The 24,256-nt window shown below is 66.4% G+C and carries 21 protein-coding genes and 1 pseudogene; 12 read left to right on the top strand and 10 right to left on the bottom strand.

Features of this window, described 5'->3' with window-relative positions; genetic code table 11:
• Window positions 1-31: 31 nt before the first annotated feature.
• The 4 genes from ERC79_RS22720 (at window position 32) to ERC79_RS22705 (ending at window position 3,818) form a co-directional block, all read left to right on the top strand.
• On the top strand, window positions 32-1,486 hold the full coding sequence (locus ERC79_RS22720; protein ID WP_131580582.1) for an SDR family oxidoreductase: 1,455 nt from the start codon (window positions 32-34) through the stop codon (window positions 1,484-1,486).
• A 104-nt stretch (window positions 1,487-1,590) separates the two neighbouring features.
• Window positions 1,591-2,010 carry a universal stress protein gene (locus tag ERC79_RS22715; RefSeq protein ID WP_131580581.1) on the top strand — a complete coding sequence of 140 codons (420 nt, stop codon included), beginning with the start codon at window positions 1,591-1,593 and terminating at the stop codon, window positions 2,008-2,010.
• Between the two features lie 137 nt (window positions 2,011-2,147).
• Window positions 2,148-2,525: a DUF2784 domain-containing protein gene (locus tag ERC79_RS22710; RefSeq protein ID WP_131580580.1), complete on the top strand. Its 378-nt coding sequence runs from the start codon at window positions 2,148-2,150 to the stop codon at window positions 2,523-2,525.
• Between the two features lie 42 nt (window positions 2,526-2,567).
• Entirely contained in the window at window positions 2,568-3,818 is a 1,251-nt protein-coding gene (locus ERC79_RS22705; protein WP_131580579.1) for a saccharopine dehydrogenase NADP-binding domain-containing protein, read from the top strand.
• A gap of 4 nt (window positions 3,819-3,822) precedes the next feature.
• Here ERC79_RS22705 and ERC79_RS22700 read toward each other — a convergent pair.
• Window positions 3,823-4,544: pseudogene (locus tag ERC79_RS22700) on the bottom strand (class II glutamine amidotransferase).
• Window positions 4,545-4,699: 155 nt separating this feature from the next.
• A complete protein-coding gene (locus tag ERC79_RS22695; RefSeq protein ID WP_242676692.1) occupies window positions 4,700-5,413 on the bottom strand; it encodes a lysoplasmalogenase in 714 nt (237 codons plus the stop codon).
• 91 nt (window positions 5,414-5,504) lie between these two features.
• Here ERC79_RS22695 and ERC79_RS22690 point away from each other — a divergent pair, with 91 nt between their 5' ends.
• From ERC79_RS22690 to ERC79_RS22675, 4 genes are all read left to right on the top strand, one after another.
• Window positions 5,505-6,563 (top strand): nucleoside hydrolase, encoded by a 1,059-nt coding sequence (locus tag ERC79_RS22690; RefSeq protein WP_131580578.1) that lies wholly within the window; start codon window positions 5,505-5,507, stop codon window positions 6,561-6,563.
• Window positions 6,564-6,660: 97 nt separating this feature from the next.
• The gene (locus tag ERC79_RS22685; protein ID WP_131580577.1) at window positions 6,661-7,302 is read left to right on the top strand and encodes a ScbR family autoregulator-binding transcription factor; all 642 of its coding nucleotides are present in this window, start codon (window positions 6,661-6,663) and stop codon (window positions 7,300-7,302) included.
• A 314-nt stretch (window positions 7,303-7,616) separates the two neighbouring features.
• Window positions 7,617-8,627: a hypothetical protein gene (locus ERC79_RS22680; RefSeq protein WP_165497193.1), complete on the top strand. Its 1,011-nt coding sequence runs from the start codon at window positions 7,617-7,619 to the stop codon at window positions 8,625-8,627.
• 476 nt (window positions 8,628-9,103) lie between these two features.
• On the top strand, window positions 9,104-11,725 hold the full coding sequence (locus tag ERC79_RS22675) for a LuxR family transcriptional regulator (RefSeq protein WP_131580575.1): 2,622 nt from the start codon (window positions 9,104-9,106) through the stop codon (window positions 11,723-11,725).
• A 216-nt stretch (window positions 11,726-11,941) separates the two neighbouring features.
• Here the strand turns inward: ERC79_RS22675 and meaB are convergent, their stop codons facing one another.
• The 3 genes from meaB to mutA are packed head-to-tail and all read right to left on the bottom strand — an operon-like array spanning window position 11,942 to window position 17,087.
• Entirely contained in the window at window positions 11,942-12,931 is a 990-nt protein-coding gene (gene meaB, locus ERC79_RS22670) for a methylmalonyl Co-A mutase-associated GTPase MeaB (protein ID WP_131580574.1), read from the bottom strand.
• Between the two features lie 2 nt (window positions 12,932-12,933).
• The gene (gene scpA, locus ERC79_RS22665) at window positions 12,934-15,183 is read right to left on the bottom strand and encodes a methylmalonyl-CoA mutase (RefSeq protein WP_131580573.1); all 2,250 of its coding nucleotides are present in this window, start codon (window positions 15,181-15,183) and stop codon (window positions 12,934-12,936) included.
• A gap of 14 nt (window positions 15,184-15,197) precedes the next feature.
• Window positions 15,198-17,087, bottom strand: a complete 1,890-nt coding sequence (gene mutA, locus ERC79_RS22660) for a methylmalonyl-CoA mutase small subunit (protein WP_131581501.1) — start codon at window positions 17,085-17,087, stop codon at window positions 15,198-15,200.
• Window positions 17,088-17,390: 303 nt separating this feature from the next.
• Here mutA and ERC79_RS22655 point away from each other — a divergent pair, with 303 nt between their 5' ends.
• From ERC79_RS22655 to ERC79_RS22645, 3 genes are read left to right on the top strand one after another with little or no spacing between them, the layout of a single operon-like run.
• Complete coding sequence (locus ERC79_RS22655) at window positions 17,391-18,068, top strand: VTT domain-containing protein (protein WP_207390393.1); 678 nt, start codon at window positions 17,391-17,393, stop codon at window positions 18,066-18,068.
• Window positions 18,069-18,128: 60 nt separating this feature from the next.
• Entirely contained in the window at window positions 18,129-18,710 is a 582-nt protein-coding gene (locus tag ERC79_RS22650; protein ID WP_131580571.1) for a helix-turn-helix transcriptional regulator, read from the top strand.
• Entirely contained in the window at window positions 18,707-19,225 is a 519-nt protein-coding gene (locus ERC79_RS22645; RefSeq protein ID WP_131580570.1) for a hypothetical protein, read from the top strand. The genes ERC79_RS22650 and ERC79_RS22645 overlap by 4 nt, the downstream gene beginning before the upstream one ends.
• A 35-nt stretch (window positions 19,226-19,260) precedes the next feature.
• On the opposite strand, the gene ERC79_RS22640 is transcribed toward ERC79_RS22645, so the two are convergent.
• The 3 genes from ERC79_RS22640 to ERC79_RS22630 form a co-directional block, all read right to left on the bottom strand.
• Window positions 19,261-20,424 (bottom strand): SPFH domain-containing protein, encoded by a 1,164-nt coding sequence (locus ERC79_RS22640; protein ID WP_131580569.1) that lies wholly within the window; start codon window positions 20,422-20,424, stop codon window positions 19,261-19,263.
• A gap of 4 nt (window positions 20,425-20,428) precedes the next feature.
• Window positions 20,429-20,860: an NfeD family protein gene (locus tag ERC79_RS22635; protein ID WP_131580568.1), complete on the bottom strand. Its 432-nt coding sequence runs from the start codon at window positions 20,858-20,860 to the stop codon at window positions 20,429-20,431.
• Between the two features lie 85 nt (window positions 20,861-20,945).
• Window positions 20,946-21,773 carry a DUF3097 domain-containing protein gene (locus tag ERC79_RS22630; RefSeq protein ID WP_207390392.1) on the bottom strand — a complete coding sequence of 276 codons (828 nt, stop codon included), beginning with the start codon at window positions 21,771-21,773 and terminating at the stop codon, window positions 20,946-20,948.
• A gap of 66 nt (window positions 21,774-21,839) precedes the next feature.
• On the opposite strand from ERC79_RS22630, the gene ERC79_RS22625 reads away from it, so the two are divergent.
• Window positions 21,840-22,652 (top strand): hypothetical protein, encoded by an 813-nt coding sequence (locus ERC79_RS22625; RefSeq protein ID WP_131580567.1) that lies wholly within the window; start codon window positions 21,840-21,842, stop codon window positions 22,650-22,652.
• A 13-nt stretch (window positions 22,653-22,665) separates the two neighbouring features.
• Here ERC79_RS22625 and ERC79_RS22620 read toward each other — a convergent pair whose 3' ends face one another.
• Together ERC79_RS22620 and ERC79_RS22615 are read right to left on the bottom strand one after the other, a co-directional pair.
• Window positions 22,666-23,154, bottom strand: coding sequence for a hypothetical protein (locus tag ERC79_RS22620; RefSeq protein WP_131580566.1), 489 nt, complete (start codon window positions 23,152-23,154; stop codon window positions 22,666-22,668).
• 3 nt (window positions 23,155-23,157) lie between these two features.
• The gene (locus ERC79_RS22615) at window positions 23,158-24,228 is read right to left on the bottom strand and encodes a ferrochelatase (protein ID WP_131580565.1); all 1,071 of its coding nucleotides are present in this window, start codon (window positions 24,226-24,228) and stop codon (window positions 23,158-23,160) included.
• Window positions 24,229-24,256: the final 28 nt, after the last annotated feature.

The following is a 24,256-nucleotide window of genomic DNA, read 5'->3' as shown; positions in this document are numbered from 1 at the left end:
TATCACGAGATCAGGACTGGGTTAGTTACCGATGGCACAACCGATGACGGGTATCGATCCCGCCGACCTCGACACCTGCATGCGGGTTCTGTCGGAAGCATCCGCACTGGACGCCGACCACCCCGATTCGATCGCGCTGCAGCGCGCGGTCGGTAACCTGTTCAAGAAGCTCAAGCGCCGACGCCGGATCGAAACCCGCGACGCCATCTCCGAAGCCGATCGCGCAGTCGTCGCGTCGACCGCGACCGGTTCCCCCGAGCGCATCGACGACGAGACGGCTGGAATCCTGATCTCGTCCAACACGGTGGGCGCGACCGCGGGCACCCTGATTCGTCCGCGGCCCTGCTATATCTGCAAGCAGCGGTACACACAGGTGGATGCGTTCTACCACCAGCTGTGCCCCGAGTGCGCGGCCCGCAACCACGCCAAGCGGGACGCGCGAACCGACCTGACCGGGCGCCGGGCGCTGCTGACCGGCGGCCGCGCCAAGATCGGCATGTACATAGCGCTGCGCCTACTTCGTGACGGCGCCCACCTGACGATCACGACACGCTTTCCCAACGACGCCATCCGACGCTTCAAGGCGATGGAGGACAGCGCCGACTGGATCCACCGCCTCCGTATCGTCGGCATCGACCTGCGCGATCCGGCGCAGGTGGTGGCACTGGCGGATTCCGTTGCCGCGCAGGGTCCGCTGGACATCCTGATCAACAATGCGGCCCAGACGGTGCGGCGCTCCCCTGGCGCCTACAGCGCACTGGCCGACGCCGAGTCCGGGCCACTGCCGGCGGGCGAACTGCCCGACGTCGTGACGTTCGGCAAGACGAGTGAGGCACACCCGGCCGCGCTGGCGGGGTCGCTGTCGACAGCCACACTCACCGCGGCGTCCACGCTGTCCGCCGAGGAGGTGAGCTCGCTGGCGCTCGTCGCCGGATCCGCGACGCCCGACCGCATCGAGCAGGGTGTCGCGATCGACGCCGGCGGCCTGCTGCCGGATCTGGCGCACACCAACAGCTGGGTGCAGACCGTCGAGGAGGTCGATCCGATCGAGCTGCTCGAGGTGCAGCTGTGCAACTCGGTGGCACCGTTCATCCTCGTGTCGCGGCTGCGACCGTCGATGGCGGCCGCAGAGGCCCGCCGCAAGTATGTGGTGAACGTCTCGGCGATGGAGGGTCAGTTCAGCCGCGCGTACAAGGGCCCCGGGCACCCACACACGAACATGGCGAAGGCCGCACTCAACATGCTCACCCGCACCAGCGCGAAGGAGATGCTCGACGACGGCATCCTCATGACCGCGGTCGACACCGGGTGGATCACCGACGAGCGACCGCACTACACGAAGCTGCGACTCGCCGACGAGGGATTCCACGCGCCGTTGGACCTCGTGGACGGCGCAGCCCGCGTCTACGACCCGATCATCCAGGGCGAGCTGGGCGTCGACCTGCACGGGTGCTTCCTCAAGGACTTCGAACCGTCCCCCTGGTAGCACCCGGTAGGACGTGCGCCACACCCGATTTCTGCCACATAGCAGGGATACTGGACACGCGCACCGATCACCTGCGGTATCCACCGCCTGCTTGGGGAGGCTTCATGGCCATTGCCGTTGCATACAGCGACAGTCCAGAGGGACGGGTGGCGATGGTATTTGCCGCGCGGGAAGCGATGCAGCGGCGCGAGCAACTTCTCGTCCTGCAGATCGTCGACGACGAAGCGGAAGCCGGCGCCATCGATTCCGCTCCAGAGTCCGAGGAGGCTGCGGTTCGGGCCGCTGTGCAGGCAGTACTCGACTCCGGTGGCGTCGGTGGATCGCCGTGGGAGTTACGGACCGGTGAGCACAGCGGGGACCGAGTGGGCGCTCTGGTGGACTTGATTGCGGCAAGTGGCGCGGGGTTGTTCGTCGTCGGCAGCCGGCGCATGTCCGCGATCGGAAAGTTCCTGCTCGAACGCTCGCTGCAGCGTCTGCTCCTCGAAGTCGACGTACCGATCCTGGTGGTCAAGGAACCGCAGTAGGTGGGCACTGCGCAGCAGGTGGGCACCGCCCAGCAGGAGGGCACATCGGACCGAGGTAGACACAGCACACTGAGTAGGCGCAGCGCAGTAGCCTGGAACACGTCGAGTTGTTCGTCCCGCCACCGGGAGGTGCGACGGTGCTGTATCGCATCACGGTCGACGCCACCGTGGTCATCCACCTGGCCTTCCTCGGCTATGTGGTCGCGGGCGGGTTCCTGGCGTGGCGGTGGCGCCGCACCATCTGGCTGCACCTGCTGGCTGTCGCGTGGGGCTTCAGCTCGGTTCTCGTCGGGATCGATTGCCCCCTCACCGACCTGGAGAATTGGGCTCGAACACGGGCCGGTGAGCAGCAGCTGCCGTCGAGCGGCTTCATCGCGCACTATCTGACGGGCGTCGTCTATCCGGAGAACGCGGTGGGACTGGTCCGGGCACTCGTCGCGGTGTGCGTCCTCGTGTCATGGGTCGGGTACCTGACGCTCCGCGGACATGGCGCCCAGCGGCACGCACCGGTGTGATGTCCGTCGCTCTTTGCCTTACCGGCTAATAGGGTCGTTCCTATGACTGCTGCCCCGCGTGCGCGCGAACTCGACGTCGTCGTCTACGGAGCCACCGGCTTCGTCGGCAGACTCGTGGCCGAGCACCTTGCCCGGAATGCGCCGACCGCTGCCCGAATCGGCCTCGCGGGGCGCTCTATCGATCGCCTGGCACAGGTGCGCGCGGACCTCGGCCCGGCCGCGGCACAGTGGCCGCTGCTGCACGCGGACGCCACTGACGACGCGTCGCTCGACGAGCTCGCAGCCGCCACCCATGTCGTGGCGACCACGGTCGGCCCTTACGCGAAGTACGGTCTGCCGCTGGTACGCGCATGCGCCGAGGCCGGCACCGATTACGTCGACCTCACCGGCGAGGTCCTGTTCGCCAGGGACAGCATCGACCGTTTCCACGACATTGCACGGGCCAGCGGCGCACGAATCGTCCATTCCTGCGGATTCGATTCCATCCCTTCCGATCTCGGAGTTCACGTCCTGCACCGGCAGGTAGCGGCAGACGGCGCCGGCGACCTCACCGACACGACACTGGTGGTGACGTCCATGCGCGGCGGCATCAGTGGCGGGACCATCGACTCCCTGCGCACTCAAATCGACGTCACCAGGCGCGACGCCAGGCTTCGTCACCTCGCCGCGGCGCCGTACTCGCTGAGCCCCGACCGTTCCGCCGAACCCGACCTCGGGAAGCAGCCCGATCTGACCATGGTGCGCGGCTCCGACATCGCACCCGGACTGTCAGGCTGGAAGGCGCCGTTCGTGATGGCGCTCTACAACACCCGGGTAGTGCGTCGGAGCAACGCGCTCAGCGGCTTCGCCTACGGCAAGCAGTTCCGGTACCGCGAGGTGATGAACGTGGGCTCCTCGATCGTCTCACCGGCGATCGCCGCGGCCATCGGTGCCGGCGTCGGCGGACTGATGGCCGGATTGCTGTTCCCGCCGACTCGCGCTCTGCTGGACCGGATCCTACCCAAACCTGGCGAGGGCCCGAGCGAAAAGACCCGCAGCACCGGACATTTCACGATAGACGTGTATACCCGGACCAGCACCGGTGCCCGCTACACCGCGCGCATCTCGGCGCAGGGTGATCCCGGTTACGCAGCGACCGCCGTCATGCTCGGTGAATCTGCCTTGGCGCTGGCCCTGCAACGCGACGATCTCCCCGACGTCGCGGGTGTTCTGACGCCGGCGGTCGCGATAGGTGACGTGCTCACCGCACGCCTGCGCGACGCCGGATTCGAGATTCACGTGCAGCGCGCCTGACGAATCACACCGGGTTGGGCGACTGCGCGGCGGCAGCCCGGTCCGTCAGATCTGCCAGCGTGAGCTGATGGCGCGCGGGTCGGCCGCGGACCATCGTGCGGGTAACGGTTCGGTCGGTAGCCACGTGGAGAAGCTCACCCGGGCACAGCGACTCCCAGTCCGGGTCCTCGTCCATCTGCTCCGTTGCAACCACCACCGCGGGAAGCTCGGCGAGCTGCCCGGACCGGGCACGAACCGTGCCGGCGCGCGCCGCGTGGTCGAGATGACGATGGCCACCGGGGCCGCCCGACCTGCGTCGCAGCACCAACAGGTCGTGGGTATCCGGAAGACGCAGCGCCCACATCTCCGTCGCACTGATCAGCACGAAGTTCAGCGACAGCATTCGCAGGCGGTCGGCGACCCAGGCCACCGCGGCGGTGATTCGGGCGGCGACGTCGCCGTCGTGCTCATCGATATAGCGGGTGATCAGCGCGAAGAACCGCTCCGAATCGGTTTCGCCCTTCACGAGCCCACGGTAGTCGCCGAGCTCCGCCTCGAGCGCGGACAGATCTTCGATCACGCCGTTGTGCGCGAACAGCCGGCCCTGCTGTCCACGGAAAATGTGCCCAGTCCGGTACCGTCCGGCATTCGCCGACTCTGCCGCGCGAGACTGTCGTCGGCGTCGAACAACCAGAACGTCGCGTGCACACGGTGCGGCGCCGCGGACAGTCCGAACAGCCGACACATGGCCATCGCCCCTTCGTCTCGAGTCCGGGTATCGACCAGTATGTCGCCCGCGACGGCGGCACGTAACCGATCGCACTCACGACTTCGGAAGCTGACGGCGCCTGCGGTCACCACGTTCACCACGGCGACCGACCGGCTCGATCGCGCTGTCGGTATTACGCCGAAGCCGTGGCGGATTCACCCACGGAGCGGTGACCGCAGCACGCCCCGCGTTCGGCCGCCAGCACGCCGAGCACGATCAAGACCTGAGCGACGATGTACGTCGCCATGATCCAGAAGCCCTCGAGCGGCGGAGTGAACCAATCGGCGAACGCTCCCAGGGCGATCAGCCCGTCCGAGACGAGGAACATGGCGCCGCCGATTGCCGCCCAGCGGTTGAGCCCGGTCGCCAGGGCCGCCATGACACCGAGAGTGATGCCGTAGACGAGGGCAGGTACCAGCAGATCGCCAGCACCAGGCGCGCACGCGGCAACCAGTGCGACGACAGCGCCGACGTATGCAGCTGCCCACCCGCGCCGTTCGATCAGCACACTGGCGCTGCGATACGGCAGGAACGCGGCGATGTAGGTGAACTGAGCAAGGAGAAAGAACCCCATCATCAACAGGAAGGAGATGTCGCCTTCGGCCAGGTCCGGTGCACTGTCCCCCAACCAGGAGAATCCCAGGGCCACAAGCGTCAAGACGACCAGACGGCTCCGGCCCGCCCCCGTCGCTGACCAGAGCACGCTCGCCAGCATCGGCATCAGGAACCACTGCGATACGTTCGCGAGCTGGTCGGCGTCGGCGAGTTGCGCCGCGAGATGGACGATGGCCAGGACGCCGAACGCCGCCCACAGGATCCGAACCGCGTTGTTTCGCTGGGGATTCACGATGTCATGGTAGGGCGGGAGGAGCGGCGATCCGTCACGATCGGCAAGAGTCCGCGATGATGGAGCGGTGACCGATCGACAGCGACCGTCCGTGAACGACCGCACCCGGCTGATCATCGACGTCGACACCGGCATCGACGATTCGGTAGCACTGCTGTACCTCCTGTCCCGAGAGGACGCCGAGATCCTCGCCGTCCTCTCGACGGCGGGCAATGTCCCGGCCGCACAGGTCGCCACGAACAATCTGGCGTGGTTGCAGTTGTGTGGTGCCGACGCCATCGAGGTCGCACTGGGTGCCGCCGCACCCCTGACCGTCCCACTGCGCACCACCGAGGACACACACGGACCACAGGGAATCGGATACGCCACCCTGCCGCCGCCGACCAGGGCGCCGTCGTCGCGCACGGCGGCGCAGGCGTGGGTCGATCTCACCCGGACGCACCCGGGCGAACTCGTCGGCCTGGTCACCGGCCCGCTCACCAATCTGGCACTCGCGGTACGCATGGACCCGGACCTCCCCCGCCGACTGCGTCGACTCGTCGTCATGGGTGGCGCATTCGGTCATCCGGGCAACACCACCCCGGTCGCGGAATGGAACATCTCGGTCGACCCCGAGGCCGCCGCGGAGGTGTTCGCGGCGTTCTCCGGGCTGCCGGAGGACCGCCGACCCATCGTCTGCAGCCTCGACGTCACCGAACGGATCGTGCTGCGGCCCGGACACCTGCAGCGGCTGGCGGAACTGTCGGACAGCACCCCGGTCGAATCGATGTCCGTCGACGAAGATCGTGGCACCCGCTCAGCGGCGTCGAACCCGCTCGTGCGCCACCTGTGCGACGCGGTGCGGTACTACTTCGAGTTCCACGACGACCACGGCCAGGGCTACCTCGCGCACATGCATGATCCCTTCGCCGCGGCCGTCGCGCTCGACTCCAGTGTGGCGCGGTACCGCTCCGCAACGGTCGATGTGGAAGTAGGCGGCCGCATCACCCGCGGCCAGACTGTTGCCGACTGGACCGGAATGTGGGGACGCGAACCCAATGCCGAGGTCGTCCAGGACACCGACCCGGAGGCGTTCCTGGACCACATGATTCGACAGCTCGCCGAGTATGCCCGGAAGCTGTTCCCATCCGAGACCCCAATCGGTCGTTAGTTAGAAACTGGTAGCGTTTCGACGTTCTGACATAGCGACCGGTCGGTGCTTCCGGGCGGTCGCTATGCCGGTCGGATCCGTCGGGGAGAGGTAGGGCATGGCACAACAGGCACGTGCCGTGGCAACACGGCAGCAGATCATCACCGGAGCGGCTCGAATGTTCGAGCGTTCCGGATTCAAGGGCGCGAGCCTCGGCGACATCGTCGACAGGGCTGGTACCACGAAGGGCGCACTCTACTTCCACTTCCGTTCGAAGGACGAACTCGCGAGAGTCGTCATAGACGAACAGCACCAAGCGATGCGTGCAATGTACAGCGCTATCGCGGAATCGGGGGCACCTGCACTACAGCAACTCGTGATGCTGTGCCATGAGATGGGCACACGGATCGTGCACGATCCGATCGTCCGAGCCGGTCTCCGACTCACCCTGGAGTTCAGCGGGACCGACGGTCCGGCGCGGCCATACCTGGACTGGATCGACGGCACCCGGACCCTCATCGAGCTCGGCATTCGGCAGGGCGAGATCGTGGAGACGATCGATTCACCGACCCTGGCTCAGTTCATCATTGGCTCGTTCACCGGCGTGCAATTGCTGTCCCAGGTCCTGACGCGGCGCGCGGATCTGGAGCAGCGTATCGACGAGATGTGGTCACTGCTGATTCCCGGCATCAGCACCAGCCGGGATGCCGGCGTCCACCGCGAGATCCGCGCCGCGCGGTGGCAGCCGATCGCTGAATGACCCTCGCCCCGTCGCCATTGAATCCGGGCGAACCGTGTCGATATGGCGCTCGGGCGAGGTAGCAGAGGACGCGAGGGGTCGGCGTCCGCAGAAGGAGTCGCCGGTCCTGAACTCTTCACCTCCACTCTCACCCTCGTCGGTGAAGTTTCACATCCGGCTTCACTCACTTTTCGTGCTTGTCCCCTGCTCTGCTCGGGTTCGATGGACATAACTCGGAATTCGCCCGCTGCTGCATCATGTGCTCACCAGGCGTCCGAGCGTCAGGACTCGAACTCCGCCGGAAGGGCACATCCACCATGACGACAATCGATCGTATGCGTCGACCGCGCAGAGCCAGACGCCTTCGAAATCTGGCCGCCGCACTCACCTCCGCAGCACTTGCTATCGGCACCGCCACGGCTGCGGTCGCCGCACCGGTCGGTGTGCCCGGCGACCACCCCGGCACCATCACCGCATGGGGGCAGAACGATTACGGGCAGCGCGACGCTACGCCCACCGAAGGCGACTACACGGCCGTCGCCGCCGGCGACTTCCATTCGGTGGGAGTGAAAGCGGACGGCACCGTCACCACCTGGGGTGACGACACCGATGGGCAGTTCTACGATGCCCCCACCGGAAGTGGCTACACAGCCGTCGCCGCGGGCTGGCACCACTCGTTGGCACTCAAAGCCGACGGCACCGTCACCACCTGGGGAAGCAACGCATGGGGCGAGCGCGACGACGCCCCCATCGGAGGTGACTACACGGAGATCGCCGCGGGCGATGCCCATTCGCTCGCGCTCAAGCGCGACGGCACCATCACCATCTGGGGAAACAACAGCTACGGCCAGCGCGACGGAACGCCTACCGGGGGCGGCTACATCGCGATCGCCGCCGGTGGTGATCATTCGGCAGCGCTGAAAGCCGACGGCACCATCACAGTCTGGGGAAACACCGACTACGGCCAGCGCAACGACGCCCCCACTGGTAGCGGCTACACCGCCATCTCCGTCGGCGACTTCCACGCGGTAGCACTGAAGAGCGACGGCACCATCACCGTGTGGGGCGCCACCGACAATGGACAGCGCAACGACGCCCCCACTGACGGTGGCTACACAGCCGTGGCTGCAGGCTGGGCGCATTCGCTGGCACTGAAAGGCGACGGCACCATCACCGTGTGGGGCGCCACCGAGGACGGGCAGCGCAACGACGCCCCAACTGACGGTGGCTACACAGCCATTGCCGCTGGAGCCTGGCACGCCTTGGCGCTGAAATCGAGTCCTACTCCGCTCGGATCGCTCGGATCGCTCGGATCGCTCGGATCGCTCGGAAGCTTGGGTTCCTGAAGGAGGCGCCCTGACTCACCAGCTGCACCACCGATGAGACCGGTGGCCACCCATCCCGTCCGGGGGTGGGTGGCCACCGCCTCCCGAAGGTCCGAGGCAGCATCACTGATCCTCGGCAGGTCCTCGGACCAATTGTGGCGAATCGTGATTCTTCAGTCCCGAACAGCTCCGAGCGTCACTGTCACGACGGGCACCCTCCTGGACACACTGTGCGCTACCGTCGTGAGAGCCCAATCCGGAACACTCACCGCCGCAGTGGAATACAATCTCAAAGTCGCGCAAACCACTGGTGTCGAACCAGAGCAGCTCGTCGCGAACACGAACTCGTCCACATCACCGAACTGAATTCGGCAGAGAGTCCAGGACAATGGCACCGTGAAAGTGCTCGACACCACCGCCTGGCAACGAACCCCTGTATAGGGTAGTTGCGAACCGCTCGAATGTAGCGGGAGGCGAGAAGGGGTGAGTCCACACTGATGCTCGGCAAGGACCTTCACAACTGGGCCACCATGTCCGGCAGGGGCTCGATTGCCGAGTCCGCTTCTCACCGAGCGCAATTCGCGAAGCTCGACCGCCACGCCGCATTGACGATCATTCGCGCACCGACCGGCTACGGAAAATCCGCCTTGATCGCGTCGTGGCTGCGCACCACTCATGTCTCCGAGCTCATCTCTGTCTGGATTTCCGCCTCAGATCGGTCGGTGACCGCGCGCGAGTACTGGGCTGGCGTACTCGCGCAGCTCTACGATGCCGGGATTGCGCTGGTAAACAGCTCCGACACCGCGGATCCAGATCCGTTCGCTGCGATAGTTACTGTCCTCTGCAATACTGCGCGCCCCGTAGTGATCGTTCTGATCAGACCTGACCGAGTCGCCGGCACGCTGGACGACGAAATCATCGACATCGCCACGATTTGCCGGAACGTCAGTGTCGTCGTCACTGTGACAGGACGCAGCATGTTTCCCGACCCACACCTGCTCGATATCGATCAAGAATCGATCAGCACGAACGACCTTCTCTTCACACTCGAAGACACGACGAGTTTTCTCGACCGATCGGGTGCCGAGGTTCATCCTGGAGAAGCCGAACTCGTTCAGGCCCTCGTCGGTGGGCTACCCGTCCTGGTTCATCGCTCTGTGGCGGCCCTCAAGAATCTTCCGAGGGATTCGGGTCGTGAACAGTTGCTGGAACACCGTCTACGGCAGGTGCTCGAGCACTACACCCAAGAGTTCACTGTGGCTGATGCCCGACGGGTCGAACAATACGACTTCTTGGTATCAACAGCGGCGGCACGCTCGCTCACCGTCGGCATCGCCATGCAGATGTTCGATTCCCATGAAACCACTCGACAGATTCACGATCGGCTCCTGACTCTCGAATCGGCCGGCGTACTGTGCCACATCGACACCGAAATCGAGGCGACCTGGTCGTTGCCTCCGGCGATTCGGCAATCAATTCTCTCCCTGCAAAACGGTGCGGGAATTGATCAAGCTCAGCGCCTTTCCTTTCTCGCGCACAGACAACTCGACGCCGGAAACCACGCATCGGCGCTCGACTACGCGGTCGAAGCGAAAGACTGGCCCCTCTCCGTCGACATCATCGAACAGCACTGGGTCTCGATGATCGCTGATAATCTGGAGACAGTTCGCTCCGCATTCCATCAGATACCGCCCGAGGCTGCGGACAAGAAAGCAACCGCCCAGGCCGGGCGCAATCTTTTCATGAAGCACCAGGCTCAACACTCAGGTCTGGCGAGCGTGCCTACGTCGCAGACCGAACTCTCGACCCTCGGAAGAAGCGCGGATGCCAAAGCCGCCCTGACGGTAGGTTGTGTTCAGGCTCTCGAGTTCATCCATGTCGGGGAGTATCAGCACGCAGCGGAGGTCACCGGGCGTCTGATTCATGTGAGCCAGAGCGCGCTGGAATCCAATCCGGATGAGATCAGCGCTCAACTTCCCATCATGCGCGCGCAATGGGCGGTAACTTATCAACTGACCGGACGATTCGCCGAATCCACGACCATGGCTCGAATGGCCTACTGGGGCGGTGTGGCGCAGGGTCTCGACTTTGTCGCCCGCAATTCTGCGGGCATCGTCGCGATGAACTGGGCCATGGCCGGCGAGCCGCATCAGGCACGCTACTGGTCCGAATTCGAACAAAAGCACCGGGATTCGAACGACCGTTTGGAGCCTCTCATCAAGACTGCTGGGTTGACAGCGAGGACGTTGGCGTCCCTCGATACGCTCGACTACGCCGATGCGCGGCAGGCACTGACTGAACTGGGGCATCCCACCGAGAGCCAAGACTTGTGGGCGGAGGAACTATGGGCGTTCGCCATCTACGCGCACAGCCAATTCGCGCTCGCCCACGGTGACGCGTTCTCGGCGTTGTCGCTGCTCCGCCGGACAGTGGCCGCCCGCCGCGCGCAATGCAATCCCACCTCCTTTGCGCAACCATTGATGCGTGCCACCGAGATCGATCTACTCCTCGCGCTCGGGGAAGGAACCCAAGCAGTTGCACTGGCCGACAGCATCGCCGATCCGGAAAACAATCCGTGGACTCTGGTGTCGGTCGCCCGCATTCGACAGCGGATCGGCCACAATGAAGCGGCAATCGCCCTGTGCCACCAGTTCGACTGGTCCGGTGAATCGTATCCTCGGGCTCATACCGAATGCCTACTCATTCAAGCGGTTGCGCACCTCGAACTGGGCGACCAGCAGCGCGCGGCCGAGGCATGGTCCATGGCCTGCAGCATCGCCGACCAGACCGGGCTGCTACGCCCTTTCACGACCATCGCGACGCCGGACATCGAAAAGCTGGAATCGACCGCGATCACCACGTCGAGCGCACTCGCAGAATTTGTGAAATCCGCTGGTTCTCAATCATTTCCGAAGTCCGTGCACATCGTCGCTCTGACCGGACGTGAACGTCGGGTTCTCTCACTGCTGGCCCTCGGTATGAGTTCCACCGGAATGGCCGACAGACTCCACGTATCCACCAACACCGTCAAGTCTCAATTACGTTCGCTGTACAAGAAGCTCGACGCACACAGCCGAGACGAGGCTCTCGCGAAAGCACATGCGCTGCAGTTCATCTAGATTGCAAGCCTCTCGACCAGCCGCACGGACGGTCGGGTTCGTGCGTGACCAGGACCAACACATCCACCTCGCCATACCGGCCATAACCGAACTCGGTGCCGCCCACGGGCCTACCGACCTGTAACTACGCGAACAGGGTCCCGCACCAACCGAAGTGGTACGGGACCCTGTATCGCGTTGTGCCCTGTGCCCCGTTATGCCCTGTGTCCCGTTGTGCTAGGAGCCGTCGAAAGCGTCGAGGATCCGGTGCGCAGCCAAGGCCGCGGTCAGCGAACCGTCACGCACCTGCCTCTCGACGTCACCCCGGATCTCCTTGACCCGCGGGTTGGCGTCGAGCCGACGCAGCAATTGGTCGTGCACCATCGTCCACGTCCAGTCGACCTGCTGCTGACGACGCTTCTCCTCGAACTGGCCTGCCGCGGTGAGCGTGTCCCGATGCTTGAGCACCGTGTCCCAGAACTCGTCCAGTCCGATGCCCTCGAGCCCACTCATCGTGAGCACCGGCGGCTTCCAGATTGCGTCGTGCGGATAGATCAGCCGCAGCGCACCGGCAAGTTCGCGCGCTGCGCCCTTCGCCTCACGCTCGTGCTTACCATCAGCCTTGTTGACCGCGACAAGGTCGGCGAGCTCCAGAACACCCTTCTTGATGCCCTGCAACTGATCTCCGGTGCGCGCCAACGTCAGGAACGTGAAGCAGTCGACCATGTTCGCGACCGTCACCTCGGACTGCCCGACGCCGACCGTCTCGACCAGGATCACGTCGAATCCGGCCGCCTCGAGCAGCACGATCGTCTCGCGGGTGGCCTTGGCCACGCCCCCGAGCGTCCCCGACGTCGGCGACGGCCGGATGTACGCGTTCCTCTCCACCGACAGCCGCGCCATGCGCGTCTTGTCGCCGAGGATCGAACCGCCCGTCCGGGTGGACGACGGGTCCACCGCGAGCACGGCGACCCGATGTCCCTTGCCGATCAGGTACATGCCGAGCGAATCGATGAACGTCGACTTGCCGACTCCGGGGACACCGGTGATGCCGACCCGCAGCGCTCCCCCGGCCTCGGGGAGCAGCTTCAGCAGCAACTGCTGCGCCTGCTCCCGATGATCAGTGCGCGTGGACTCGACCAGAGTGATGGCCTGGGCCAGGCCGGCACGCTTGTTCTCGCGTACCGCCTGGGCCAGAGCATCGATGTCGACAGGAGGTCTACCCATTGCTACAGGTCGTGACCCAGCTGGGTGGCCAGCTTCTCGAGCAACCCGGAAGCCGCGTCCGCAATCACGGTGCCGGGCGGGAAGATCGCCGCGGCGCCGGCCGCATACAACTCGTCGAAGTCACCCGGCGGGATGACTCCACCGACGACGATCATGATGTCCGGGCGACCGGCCGCAGCCAATGCCTCCCGAAGTGCGGGCACCAGAGTGAGGTGACCCGCAGCCAACGACGACACGCCGACCACGTGGACGTCGTTGTCGGCCGCCTGGTTGGCGACCTCTTCGGGGGTCTGGAACAGCGGGCCCACATCGACGTCGAATCCGAGGTCGGCGAAGGCGGTGGCGATCACCTTCTGTCCACGGTCGTGTCCGTCCTGACCCATCTTCGCGACGAGGATGCGGGGACGACGTCCCTCGTCCTCCGCAAACTTCTCGACGAGCTCGGTTGCCTTGGTGATGTTGCTGACCTTTCCGGCCTCGTCCCGGTAGACCCCACTGATGGTCCGGATCTCGGCCTGGTGGCGTCCGTACACCTTCTCCAGAGCGTCGGAAATCTCCCCACCCGTCGCCATGGCACGAGCCGCATTGATCGCGAGGGCCAGCAGGTTGTTCTCCATGCCGCCCTCGGTCGACGCCGCGGCCCGGGTGAGCTCGGCGAGCGCGGCCTGCGTCGCGGCCTCGTCGCGCTCGGCGCGCAGCTTCTCGAGCTTCGCGAGCTGCTCGGCGCGCACCTTGGTGTTGTCGACCTTGAGCACCTCGATGCTGTCCGGCTCGTCCGGCACGTACTTGTTGACGCCGATCAGCGGCTGACGGCCGGAGTCGATCCGGGCCTGGGTGCGAGCCGCAGCCTCCTCGATCCGGAGCTTCGGAATGCCCTCACCGATGGCCTGCGCCATGCCGCCGGCCTCCTCGACCTCGGCGATGTGGGCGCGAGCCCGATTCGCGAGCTCGTTGGTCAGCCACTCGACGTAGTGAGAACCACCCCACGGGTCGATCGGACGGACCGTGTTCGACTCCTGCTGGATCAGTAGCTGGGTGTTACGCGCGATGCGGGCCGAGAAGTCGGTCGGCAGCGCGATCGCCTCGTCGAGCGCGTTGGTGTGCAGCGACTGGGTGTGCCCCTGTGTTGCGGCCATCGCCTCGATGCACGTGCGGCCGACGTTGTTGAACACGTCCTGCGCGGTGAGCGACCAGCCCGACGTCTGCGAATGGGTACGCAGCGACAGCGACTTGGCGCTCTTCGGATCGAACTTGGCGACCAGCTCGGCCCACAGCAGACGCCCGGCACGCAGCTTGGCGACCTCCATGAAGAAGTTCATTCCGATAGCCCAGAAGAACGACAGACGCGGCGCGAACTTGTCGATCTCCATGCCTGCATCGAGGCCCGCACGGATGTACTCGACGCCGTCGGCGAGCGTGTACGCCAGCTCCAGATCTGCCGTCGCGCCGGCCTCCTGGATGTGGTAACCGGAGATGGAGATCGAGTTGAACTTCGGCATCTTCGCGCTCGTGTACGCGAAGATGTCCGAGATGATCCGCATGGACGGCTTGGGCGGATAGATGTAGGTGTTGCGGACCATGAACTCCTTCAGAATGTCATTCTGAATGGTTCCGGCGAGCTGCTCGGGGGTGACGCCCTGCTCCTCTGCCGCAACGACGTACAGCGCCAGGATCGGCAGCACGGCTCCGTTCATGGTCATCGACACCGACACCTGTGACAGGTCGATGCCGTCGAACAGCTGACGCATGTCGAGGATCGAGTCGATCGCGACACCGGCCATGCCGACGTCACCGGCCACGCGTGGATGGTCGGAGTCGTAGCCGCGGTGGGTGGCGAGGTCGAACGCGACCGACAGGCCCTTCTGACCGGACGCGAGGTTGCGGCGGTAGAAAGCGTTCGACTCTGCGGCAGTGGAGAACCCGGCGTACTGGCGGATGGTCCACGGCTGGTTGACGTACATCGTCGGGTACGGACCACGCAGGAACGGCGCGGCACCCGGGTAGCTGCCGAGCGGGTATCCCTCGGCCTCGACCGCGTCGCGGTCGGCCTTGGTGTACACCGGACGCACATCGATGCCCTCGGGCGTCGACCACACCACCTGCTCGGGGGTGTAGTTGTTCGCCGTCGCGAGGTTCTCGATGAGCGCATCGGTCTGCTCGGAGGTGGGGGCAGCCGACTCCGGGAACTGTGGGTCCGTCAGCGCGACATCAGCGAAACTGCCGATGACGTGCTGCACCTCGTTCGTTGTCACTTCGATGCTCCCAGTCACTCGTTGTCACCGTCGATTGCGTCGAGCAGCGCGGTCAGTGCCGCGACTGCGTCGATGCGAGCGGTGAGGAATCCGTCGGGACGCTCGGCGCCCTCGACTCCGGCGAAGATCTTCTCGGGACCGGCGAGCAGCACCTGCTCGATGCCGGCTTCCCGCAGGGCTGCCACGGCGGCGGCGCCCTGCTCCGCATAACGCTTGTCGGTGCCGCACAGCACCGCGATGCGAGCTCCGGACTCCTTGACAGCCGCCGCGATGCTGCCGTTGCCGGCGTCCAGCGGACCCGGGTTCAGCGCCTCGATACCGCCGGAGGCGAGCAGGTTGGCCGCGAAAGTGGACCGGCCGTTGTGTTCGGCCACCGGGCCGAGCGGCGCCAGGAACACCTGGGGGCGTGCACCGTTCGCTGCAAGGAACGCATCGGAACGGTCGCGCAAAGCCTCGAACGCGGCGGCGTAGCGAGCCACCGTGGCGCCCGACTCGATCGCCTCGGTCGGCAGCGGAGCTTCAGCGAGATTCGGGAACTCGTTGACGCCGGTGACCGTGGTCCTGCGGTGTGCGATGTCGGAATCGCGGGCAGCCTTGGTGGCTGCGATACGATCGCCGATCACACCGGAGCCGAGTGCCGCCGAGTAGCCACCGACCGCCTCGATCTGCTGGAAGAACTCCCAGGCCTTGGCTGCGATCTCCTCGGTGAGGTCCTCGACGTACCAGGAGCCGGCACCGGGATCGAGCACGCGGCCCAGGTGTGACTCCTCGAGCAGCAGCAGCTGAGTGTTGCGCGCGATACGAGCCGAGAACGACTTCGAGACTCCGGCGGCGCCCGCGGGGAGCGCGACGTCGAACGGCAGCACCGTCACCGAGTCGGCACCGCCGACGCCGGCGCCGAACGCCGCGAGCGTGGTCCGGAGCATGTTCACCCACGGGTCGCGCTGCGCCATCATTGCCGCGGACGTCACCGCGTGCTGTACGGCGCCACCGAACTCGGAAGCACCGCACACCTGAGCGACGCGGGCCCACACCTGACGGCCGGCACGGAACTTGGCGATGGTCTGGAACTGGTCATCGGTGGCGGCCAATCGGAACTCGAGTTGGCCCAGGGCCACCGAGATGCTCAGCCCCGCGTTGGTGAGCGCGCGCAGGTACTCGACACCGGCCGCAACGGCCGCACCCAGTTCCTCGGCGTCACTGGCACCGGCGTTGTGGAACGCGGTGCCGTCGACGGTGATCGCGCGGATCGACTCCTCGCGTCCGGCCGCGGTCTCGGCGAGCGCGACGGCCTGCGCCAGCTCCACATCAGCCGCACCGGAGAATGCGCTGGTGAGGGGCGCAACTCCCAGACCGACACGCACCTGCGCGCGATCGGCGACGCCGTCACCGGCGGCGGCACGTGTGTCCAGCAGTGCGAGGATCTGCTCGGAGGCAGTCTCCGCGTCAGCGCCGGCGTCGAGCGTGAGCGGCGCGAGGTCCAGCAGCACGCCCTCCAACGCGACGGCCAGCGAGGCGGTGGGCAGGTTCTCGCCGCCCACGGACAGCTGGAGCGCGCTCACACCGTTCTCGAGCGAATCCAGGATCGTCCGATTGACTGCGGACGCGTCGACGGCGCCCTGACCGAACTGGGCATTGACGAGCCAGCCGGAGTTGACGTCGCGGTTCGCATCGGCGCCGCGCACGAACGGGAACACTCCCGGCAGCGGCGGTTCGGGGCGCTCGTCCCGACCTGTGTACAGCGGCGAGATGGTGACACCGTCGTAGGTCGTGGTCTCGAGCAGCTTCTGCGGCTCCGGGCCCAGCTCGGAGGCGTCCACTCGTCGCGATTTGGCGAGCACGCCGGCCACGGCCTGCTGCCACTCCGAGTAGGCGTGCGCGGCGTCCGTGACGCCTCGACGCACGGCGTCCGTGACGCCTCGACGCACGGCGTCCTCGGCCTCTGAAGCTGGTGACACGGGGCGGCTCCCTCTCACTCTCGTGTGCGATCGCTCATCGAAGAACGGTCTTCCAATCGGGCAGATCAGTCGGACAAAATAGGACGATCGTCGTCCTCTGATCTGTGATGTTATCCGCAGCGGTCCGGCTGCTCACGTGAGGACCACCCCACTGTCGCCAGCCTCGGTTCATGAGCGTTGTGAACGTGCTGGACGACGGTGCGCCGATGGCCCCTCGGCGATTGCCACGCACGGGTACTGTGGTCGACTGTGGTTGCGCGGCTGAGGGATCCCAGGTTGATCGCGTCCCTCGCACTCCTGGTGGCACTCTTCGTGGCTGCCGCACTCATGCCGCTCCCGTCAATCGAACAGGTTCGTACCTGGGCCGATGCGGTCGGGCCGGCGTTCCCACTGGTGTTCTTCCTCGTACACGTCGTGGTGACGGTGGCGCCGGTACCTCGGACGCTGTTCACGATCAGCGCCGGAGTTCTGTTCGGTGCGGCGACCGGCCTGGTGGTGACGGTCGCCGCCACGACGATCAGCGCAGTACTGGCGCTGCTGCTGGTCCGCGCTCTCGGACGGGAGGCGGTTGCGGCGCATCTGACGCACCCGGCGGTACGGGCGGTGGATACGAGGCTGGCCCGCCGCGGCTGGCTGGCCGTCGGTTCACTGCGGTTGATCGCGCCGATTCCGTTCTCGGTGATCAACTACTGCTGCGGCGTCTCCTCGATTCGGGTCGTCCCGTACACACTGGCCACGGTCGCCGGCATCCTGCCCGGCACCGTGGGTGTGGTCCTCCTCGGTGACGCCCTCACCGGCCAGGCCGATCCGGCACTGTTGACGGTCTCGGCGATCTGCATCGCCGTCGGCGTCCTGGGTCTTCTCCTGGATGCCCGAACTCCGGTCTCGGGCACTCCAGCGGTCGCCCCCACCAAGCCTGAAAGGTAGATTCACTCAAATCAAGCTTTTAGCCTTGATCATTGAGAGTCCAGGCTCTAGCCTTCACTCATGTACGTCCTGACCGTGGATCAGCGGCACAGCCGCCGCGACGTGGACCGAGTGGGCGACCTGCTCTCGGACCTCGGGGACCGGCCGCTGCTCCGACCGTTCGAACGGACCGCCGGCGACGAGGTACAGGCCGTGGATCGCGATCCGGCGATGGTCGTCGACCTTGCTCTCGATCTGGTTAGACGCGGACACTGGAGCGTCGGGATCGGCGTCGGAGCAGTCGAGGAACCGCTCCCCGAACAAACACGCGCCGGGCGCGGGCCGGCGTTCGAGGCCGCTCGAACTGCGGTCGAACGCGCGAAGAAGATGCCCGTGGCGGTCGCCGTCGAGGCGGCCGACAACGATGCGTCACTGGACGCCGACGCGGCCCTGATGCTGGTCGCGATGCTGGTGTCGCGCCGCTCGGCCCAAGGACATGCCGCGGTGGCGCTCATGGCGCGAGGACTCACCCAAGCCGAGGCCGCGTCCGAGTTGGGAATCAGCAAGCAGGCCGTCTCGCAACGGCTGGCCGCGGCTGGCTGGCAAGCCGAGATGGCCGGGAGACGACTCACCGAAAGACTGCTCCGGAGGGCCGATCGATGACCGTACTGAGTCTGGCACTGATCGCGGTCGCGGCACTCGTCGGAGTCGCGGCGGGGCGTGCGCGCCGCACGAGTGTCGCCACACGGGTCACACCGGTCGTGGCCGCCGTCGCACTGGCAGGTTCCGCGCTGGCCGCGACCGCCGCCCCACCCGCCCAAGGGTTCGCCCTCGCCGCCGCATATGTCCTGAGCGTGGCGGCCGCGGCGACGGGCGGAGCACCAATGGTGTTTGCGGCGTTCCGTTTCGCACGCCGTCAGCCCGATGCCGGCCCCGAACCCGACGACGGCCCACTCCGCGGAGGCCGGGTGATCGGCCTGCTGGAGCGAACCGCCGTCGCCGTGTCGATCCTCGCCGGCTGGCCCGAGGGCATCGCGATCGTGCTCGCGGTGAAGGGGCTCGCGCGCTATCCGGAGCTGCGCGAACCGCATGCATCCGAGCAGTTCATCATCGGCACCTTCACGAGCGTGCTGTGGGCCGTCGCGGCTGCGGGCATCGGCCGGGCGCTGCTGACCTGACCGACGCCCACAACTACGTACCCGACTGCCCAGACCTACTCCTTGGCCGGAGGCAGCTCGCCTGGCTCGTCCGCGCCGCCGAGGAGATGCTCGGGGACGAGGGACTCGACCGGGGTCCGGGCCACAGCCTCGGCCGCGCGCACGGCGCGTTCTACAGCTGGGTCGGTCTTGGTCTCGAACCAGCCCGCCACTTCCTCCGAGTCGTCCTCAGGACGCGGCAGGTCCTCGGCCTCGGCACTGGGCTCGTACCGGAAGACGCCGTCCTCGCCGGGCGCGCCGAGTGTCTTCGCGAAGCCCTTGAGGGCGTCACCGAAGTCGCTGGGCACCAGCCACACCTTGTTGGCATCGCCCTGCGCCATCTGTGGCAGCGTCTGCAGATACTGGTACGCCAGCATCTCAGGAGTCGGCTTGCCCGCCTTGATAGCCGCGAACACCTTCTCGATGGACTTGGCCTCGCCCTGCGCCTGCAGGTACTTCGCGGCCCGCTCACCCTGCGCGCGCAGGATGCGAGACTGCCGTTCACCCTCTGCCGCGAGAATCGCCGCCTGCTTGGCGCCCTCCGCAGACAGGATCTGGCTCTGCTTGGCACCCTCGGCAGTCTTGATGGACGACTCGCGATGTCCTTCCGCAGTGAGAATCGTCGCCCGCTTCTCGCGGTCGGCCTTCATCTGCTTCTCCATCGACTCCTGGATCGACGGCGGCGGGTCGATGCTCTTGAGCTCGACACGGGCCACCCGTAGACCCCAGCGTCCGGTCGCGTCGTCGAGCACCCCGCGCAACTGACCGTTGATCGAGTCACGCGAGGTCAGTGTCTCCTCCAGCGTCATACCACCCACGACGTTGCGCAGCGTGGTGATGGTGAGCTGCTCGACGGCGGCGATGTAGTTGCTGATCTCGTACACCGCCGCCTGCGGATTGGTCACCTGGAAGTACACGACCGTGTCAATGGACAGGGTCAGGTTGTCCTGCGTGATGACCGGCTGCGGCGCGAACGACACAACACGCTCGCGCAGATCGACCTTGGCCCTTATCCGGTCGACGAACGGAATCAGGAACGTCAACTGCCCAGACACGGTCTTCACGTAGCGGCCGAGCCGCTCGATCACTGCCGCCTCGGCCTGCGGGACCAGAGCCACCGACTTCGCGACCAGGATCACCACCAACACGACGATGACGGCCAAAACTATGAGTGCAGCCATGTTTCTAGGGTCCCCTCCAGACGACGGCAGTCGCGCCGTCGATCTCAATCACTGTCACCGTGGTGCCCGGCGGATAAACCTCGGTGACGTCGAGCGGCCGGGCCGTCCACACGTCACCGCCGAGCTTGACCTGCCCGGCGTTCGCACCAACCTCTTCGAGCACCAACGCCTGCTTGCCGCTCAGCGCCGCCGTATTGGTGGGCACCTCGGGTGGGACCCCGAACCGCCGCAGCAATGCCGGCCGGAGCCCGACCACCAGCGCGAGGGAAACCACCCCGAACACGACGGCGTCGATCCACACCGGAAAGTCGGAAATCGCCGTGACGGCGGCAGTCGCGAGCGCAGCGCCGGACAGCATCAGTAGGAAGAACCCACCGGCCAGCGCCTCGGCCGTCGCCAGTAACACGCCCGCCACCAGCCAAATCAGAGCCGCCACATCACCATCTAACCAGAAGCCGGACCCCGGCAGCGGAGTCGACGAAGCGAGCTACCGGCACGGGGACCTGGTCGTGAACGCGCTCTCAGTCAGCAGTGACGAAGTCGACAAGCCGTTCGACGGCACCGATCAACGGCGCCTCGAGATCTCGGAAGCTGCTCACGGCGCCGTACACCCGGCGCCACCCTTCCTGCGGGGTGCCCCAGCCGAGGGCATTGCAGATACCGGTCTTCCAGTCCTGCCCCCGTGGGACTTTCGGCCAGAACTCGATACCGACTGCTGTGGGCCGCACGGCTTCCCACACGTCGATGTACGGGTGACCGGTAACCATGACGTGTGGACCGAGCCCCTGCGTCAGCCGCTCCTCTTTCGAACCGGTGACCAGGTGGTCGACCAGCACGCCCACCTTCCGCCCCGGTCCGGGATCGAACTCGACCAAGCGGTCCGCGAGGTTGTCGAGACCCTCGAGGTGTTCGACGACCACACCTTCCACGCGCAGGTCGTGCCCCCACACCCGCTCGACCAGCGCGGCGTCGTGCACACCCTCCACCCAGATCCGGCTGGGCAGCGCGGTCCGCGCCCGCAGCCCCTCCACCCTCGTCGAGCCGGACGCCGAACGCTGCGCCGCCACCTTCTGCGGCTGCGGCACCGGACGCACCAAGGTCACCGGACGACCGTCGATGAGGAATGCGGCCTCCCGCATCGCGAACAGTCGGGTGCGTCGCGCCGAATCCTCGAGACGCACGAAGTCGCCGTCGTAGGTTCGTTCGATGCCGACCACCGCGCCGCAGAACCCGCTCGCAGCGTCCTCGACCACCAGATCGCGTTCGGCAGGTACCTGCGGAGTCGTCGGCTTCCGGGCGCGGGAGTGGCCGGCGAAGATATCGCCGCCGTACATGTTGCTCGAGCTCACGGCCGACCACGCTATGCCAGCGGGCCGTCCTGCCGACCCCGCCACGCCGTCCTATGCTCGATAACCGTGAGTTCCTCGAGCGCGACACTGACCGTGTGGGCCAGTTCCTGGCTCGCCGGTGCCAGTGCCCCGGACGACGTGATCGACGCCCTGCACCAGTGGGCGCCGATGCACATCGTCGGCGCCTCCGACCAGCGCACCGCGATCCTGACGGACCTGGAGTGGCCTGGAGTGCAGGACGGCGGTGGGCCGATCCTGCTCCGCATCCTGCGTCAGGCAACCGAGACGGTCGGGGCCGGGCTCCGCCTGGTCCTGCCCGCACCCGGGGACGTCCGCGGACTGCCCGCCGGTACCGGTTTTGCGCGCGCCGCACTCGAGACCGGGGAGGGAATCGTCGTCGGGGAACCCGGCCGGTCCGGTCTCGGGATCGTTCCCGTCGTCGAGGGCCCGGACGTGCTGAGATGGACGGTGTTCCCGATCGCTACTGTTCCCACCGCGGGCGATTACACCGGGCTCGGCGAGGCCGAGTACGCAATGCGGGAGGCCGTCCGCGACGCCGCCGACGCCCTGCTGCGAATCTCCTCCGTGCATACGGGTTCCTCCGACGGCAATCCACGTCGGCGCATCGCAGAGGCGCTCGACGATCGCGCCCACCACTCGTATCCGAAATCGACACCACCCCGCGCGCTACGGATCCTCGACTCGGCCGATCAGGTGGCGGCTATTCTCTCTGTGGCGGAGGATGATTCACCGACCCAGGCGCCGTCGGCCGCGACCGCCGCGGCACGGGAGAACCTGCTGCGCCCGCTGTGGGCTGCGGTGCGCTCGGCCCGGGTGGCGGCAGTGTCCGCGTGCGCGGAGTTCACCCACCGGACTTGATGCAGGACGGCCATCACCCCGCGCGATGGTTCATCACGATATGACGATCGATCCGCACGTGGTCGTCGAGAGTCGGGTACTGCAGTCCCGTGTCGGCGCCGTAGTCGTGACGGCGGAGCCAGGCGTACACGTCGCCCCACAGCCAGATTCCCCCGGAGACGGTGTTGAACGGCGCCGGAAAGGGCGTACCCCGCTGGCGCACACCACGAACCCACTGCCCCACCGCCTGGCGGGTGACACCTGCCCGATCCGCGATGTCCTGCCGCGTCACCAGATCCGGATGGGTCCGTACCGGGCGCACACCACGGGCCACCAACTGATCGACCAGGCTCATCCCCGTGGTCGCGCACCGCATGCCCTCGGACGCAACGGTGAGCAAATCGAGCCCGCCCCGATCGACCACCCGCGCACCGAACTCGTCCTCGACCACCGTCTCACGCGAGACCGTCAGCAGCGGGACGATGAATGCGAACTCGAAGTGATGATAGAGGCCGTCCTGCACCCGTCAGTTCCCTGCCGGACGACGCACGGGCGCACAGCAATCGACGGCACACGGACGCCCGTCGGCGGTGGCACCCAACAGCGGCTCGACGCCCAGACGCGCGGGATCGTCACCGGCCAGACGCTCCTGCACCAGCTCCCGCACCATGCGCGCAAACCGTGGATCGGTGCCCGGAGTTGCGACGCGGGCGAACTCGATTCCCAACTCTGCAGCCTTGGCCCGCGCCTCGGTATCGAGATCCCACACCACCTCGAGGTGGTCGGAGACGAACCCGATAGGGCACACGATCGCGGCGGGCGCACCCGCCGCGCCGACCGTGTCGAGGTGATCACAGATATCGGGGTCGAGCCACGGCACCTGCGGTGGACCCGAGCGCGACTGCCACACCAGGTCGAAGTCGTCGACACCCACCGCCTCCGCACACAACCGGGACGCCTCGGCTACCTGCCGACTGTAGAGATGGCCACCCGCCGCAGGCGGACCGGCCGCGGCATCCGACGCGACCGGCACCGAATGGGCCGTGAAGACCAGCCGTGCCCGCTCCCGGACGCCCTCCGAAAGTTGCTCTCGCGCAGCGCGGATCGCATCAGCGAATGCGGCAACCATCAGCGGATGGTCGTAGTACTGGCGAAGCTTCGCCAGTGTCGGCGCGTCTCCACCGACCGCTTCCCGGGCCCGCGAGATGTCCTCGTGGTACTGCCGGCAGCCGGAGTAACCGCCCCACGCCGAGGTCGGGAACACCAGCGCGTTGCGAACACCGTCGTCGTGCATCCTCGCCACGGTGTCCTCGACCATCGGATGCCAGTTCCGGTTGCCGAAGTAGACGGGAAGATCGATTCCGGCACCACGTAGTTCGGCCTCGATACCGACGATGATGTCGCGGTTGAGCGCATTGATCGGCGAGACACCACCGAAGTGCATGTAATGCTCGGCGACGGCATCGAGACGCTCCGGCGGCACTCCCCTGCCCCGCGTGACGTTCTCGAGGAATGGGCGCACGTCATCAGGCTTCTCCGGCCCACCGAAGGAGAGCACCAGGAGTGCGTCGAACTCTCTGTCCTGCTGACCGTTCATGCCCTCATTGTCCCGCGTCGAAAGCGAA

Origin of the sequence: Rhodococcus sp. ABRD24, assembly GCF_004328705.1 — a bacterium.
In the GTDB taxonomy this organism is placed as follows: domain Bacteria; phylum Actinomycetota; class Actinomycetes; order Mycobacteriales; family Mycobacteriaceae; genus Prescottella.
Note: the sequence above shows the minus strand (reverse complement) of the source record. Positions and strands in the feature narration are given on the sequence as shown.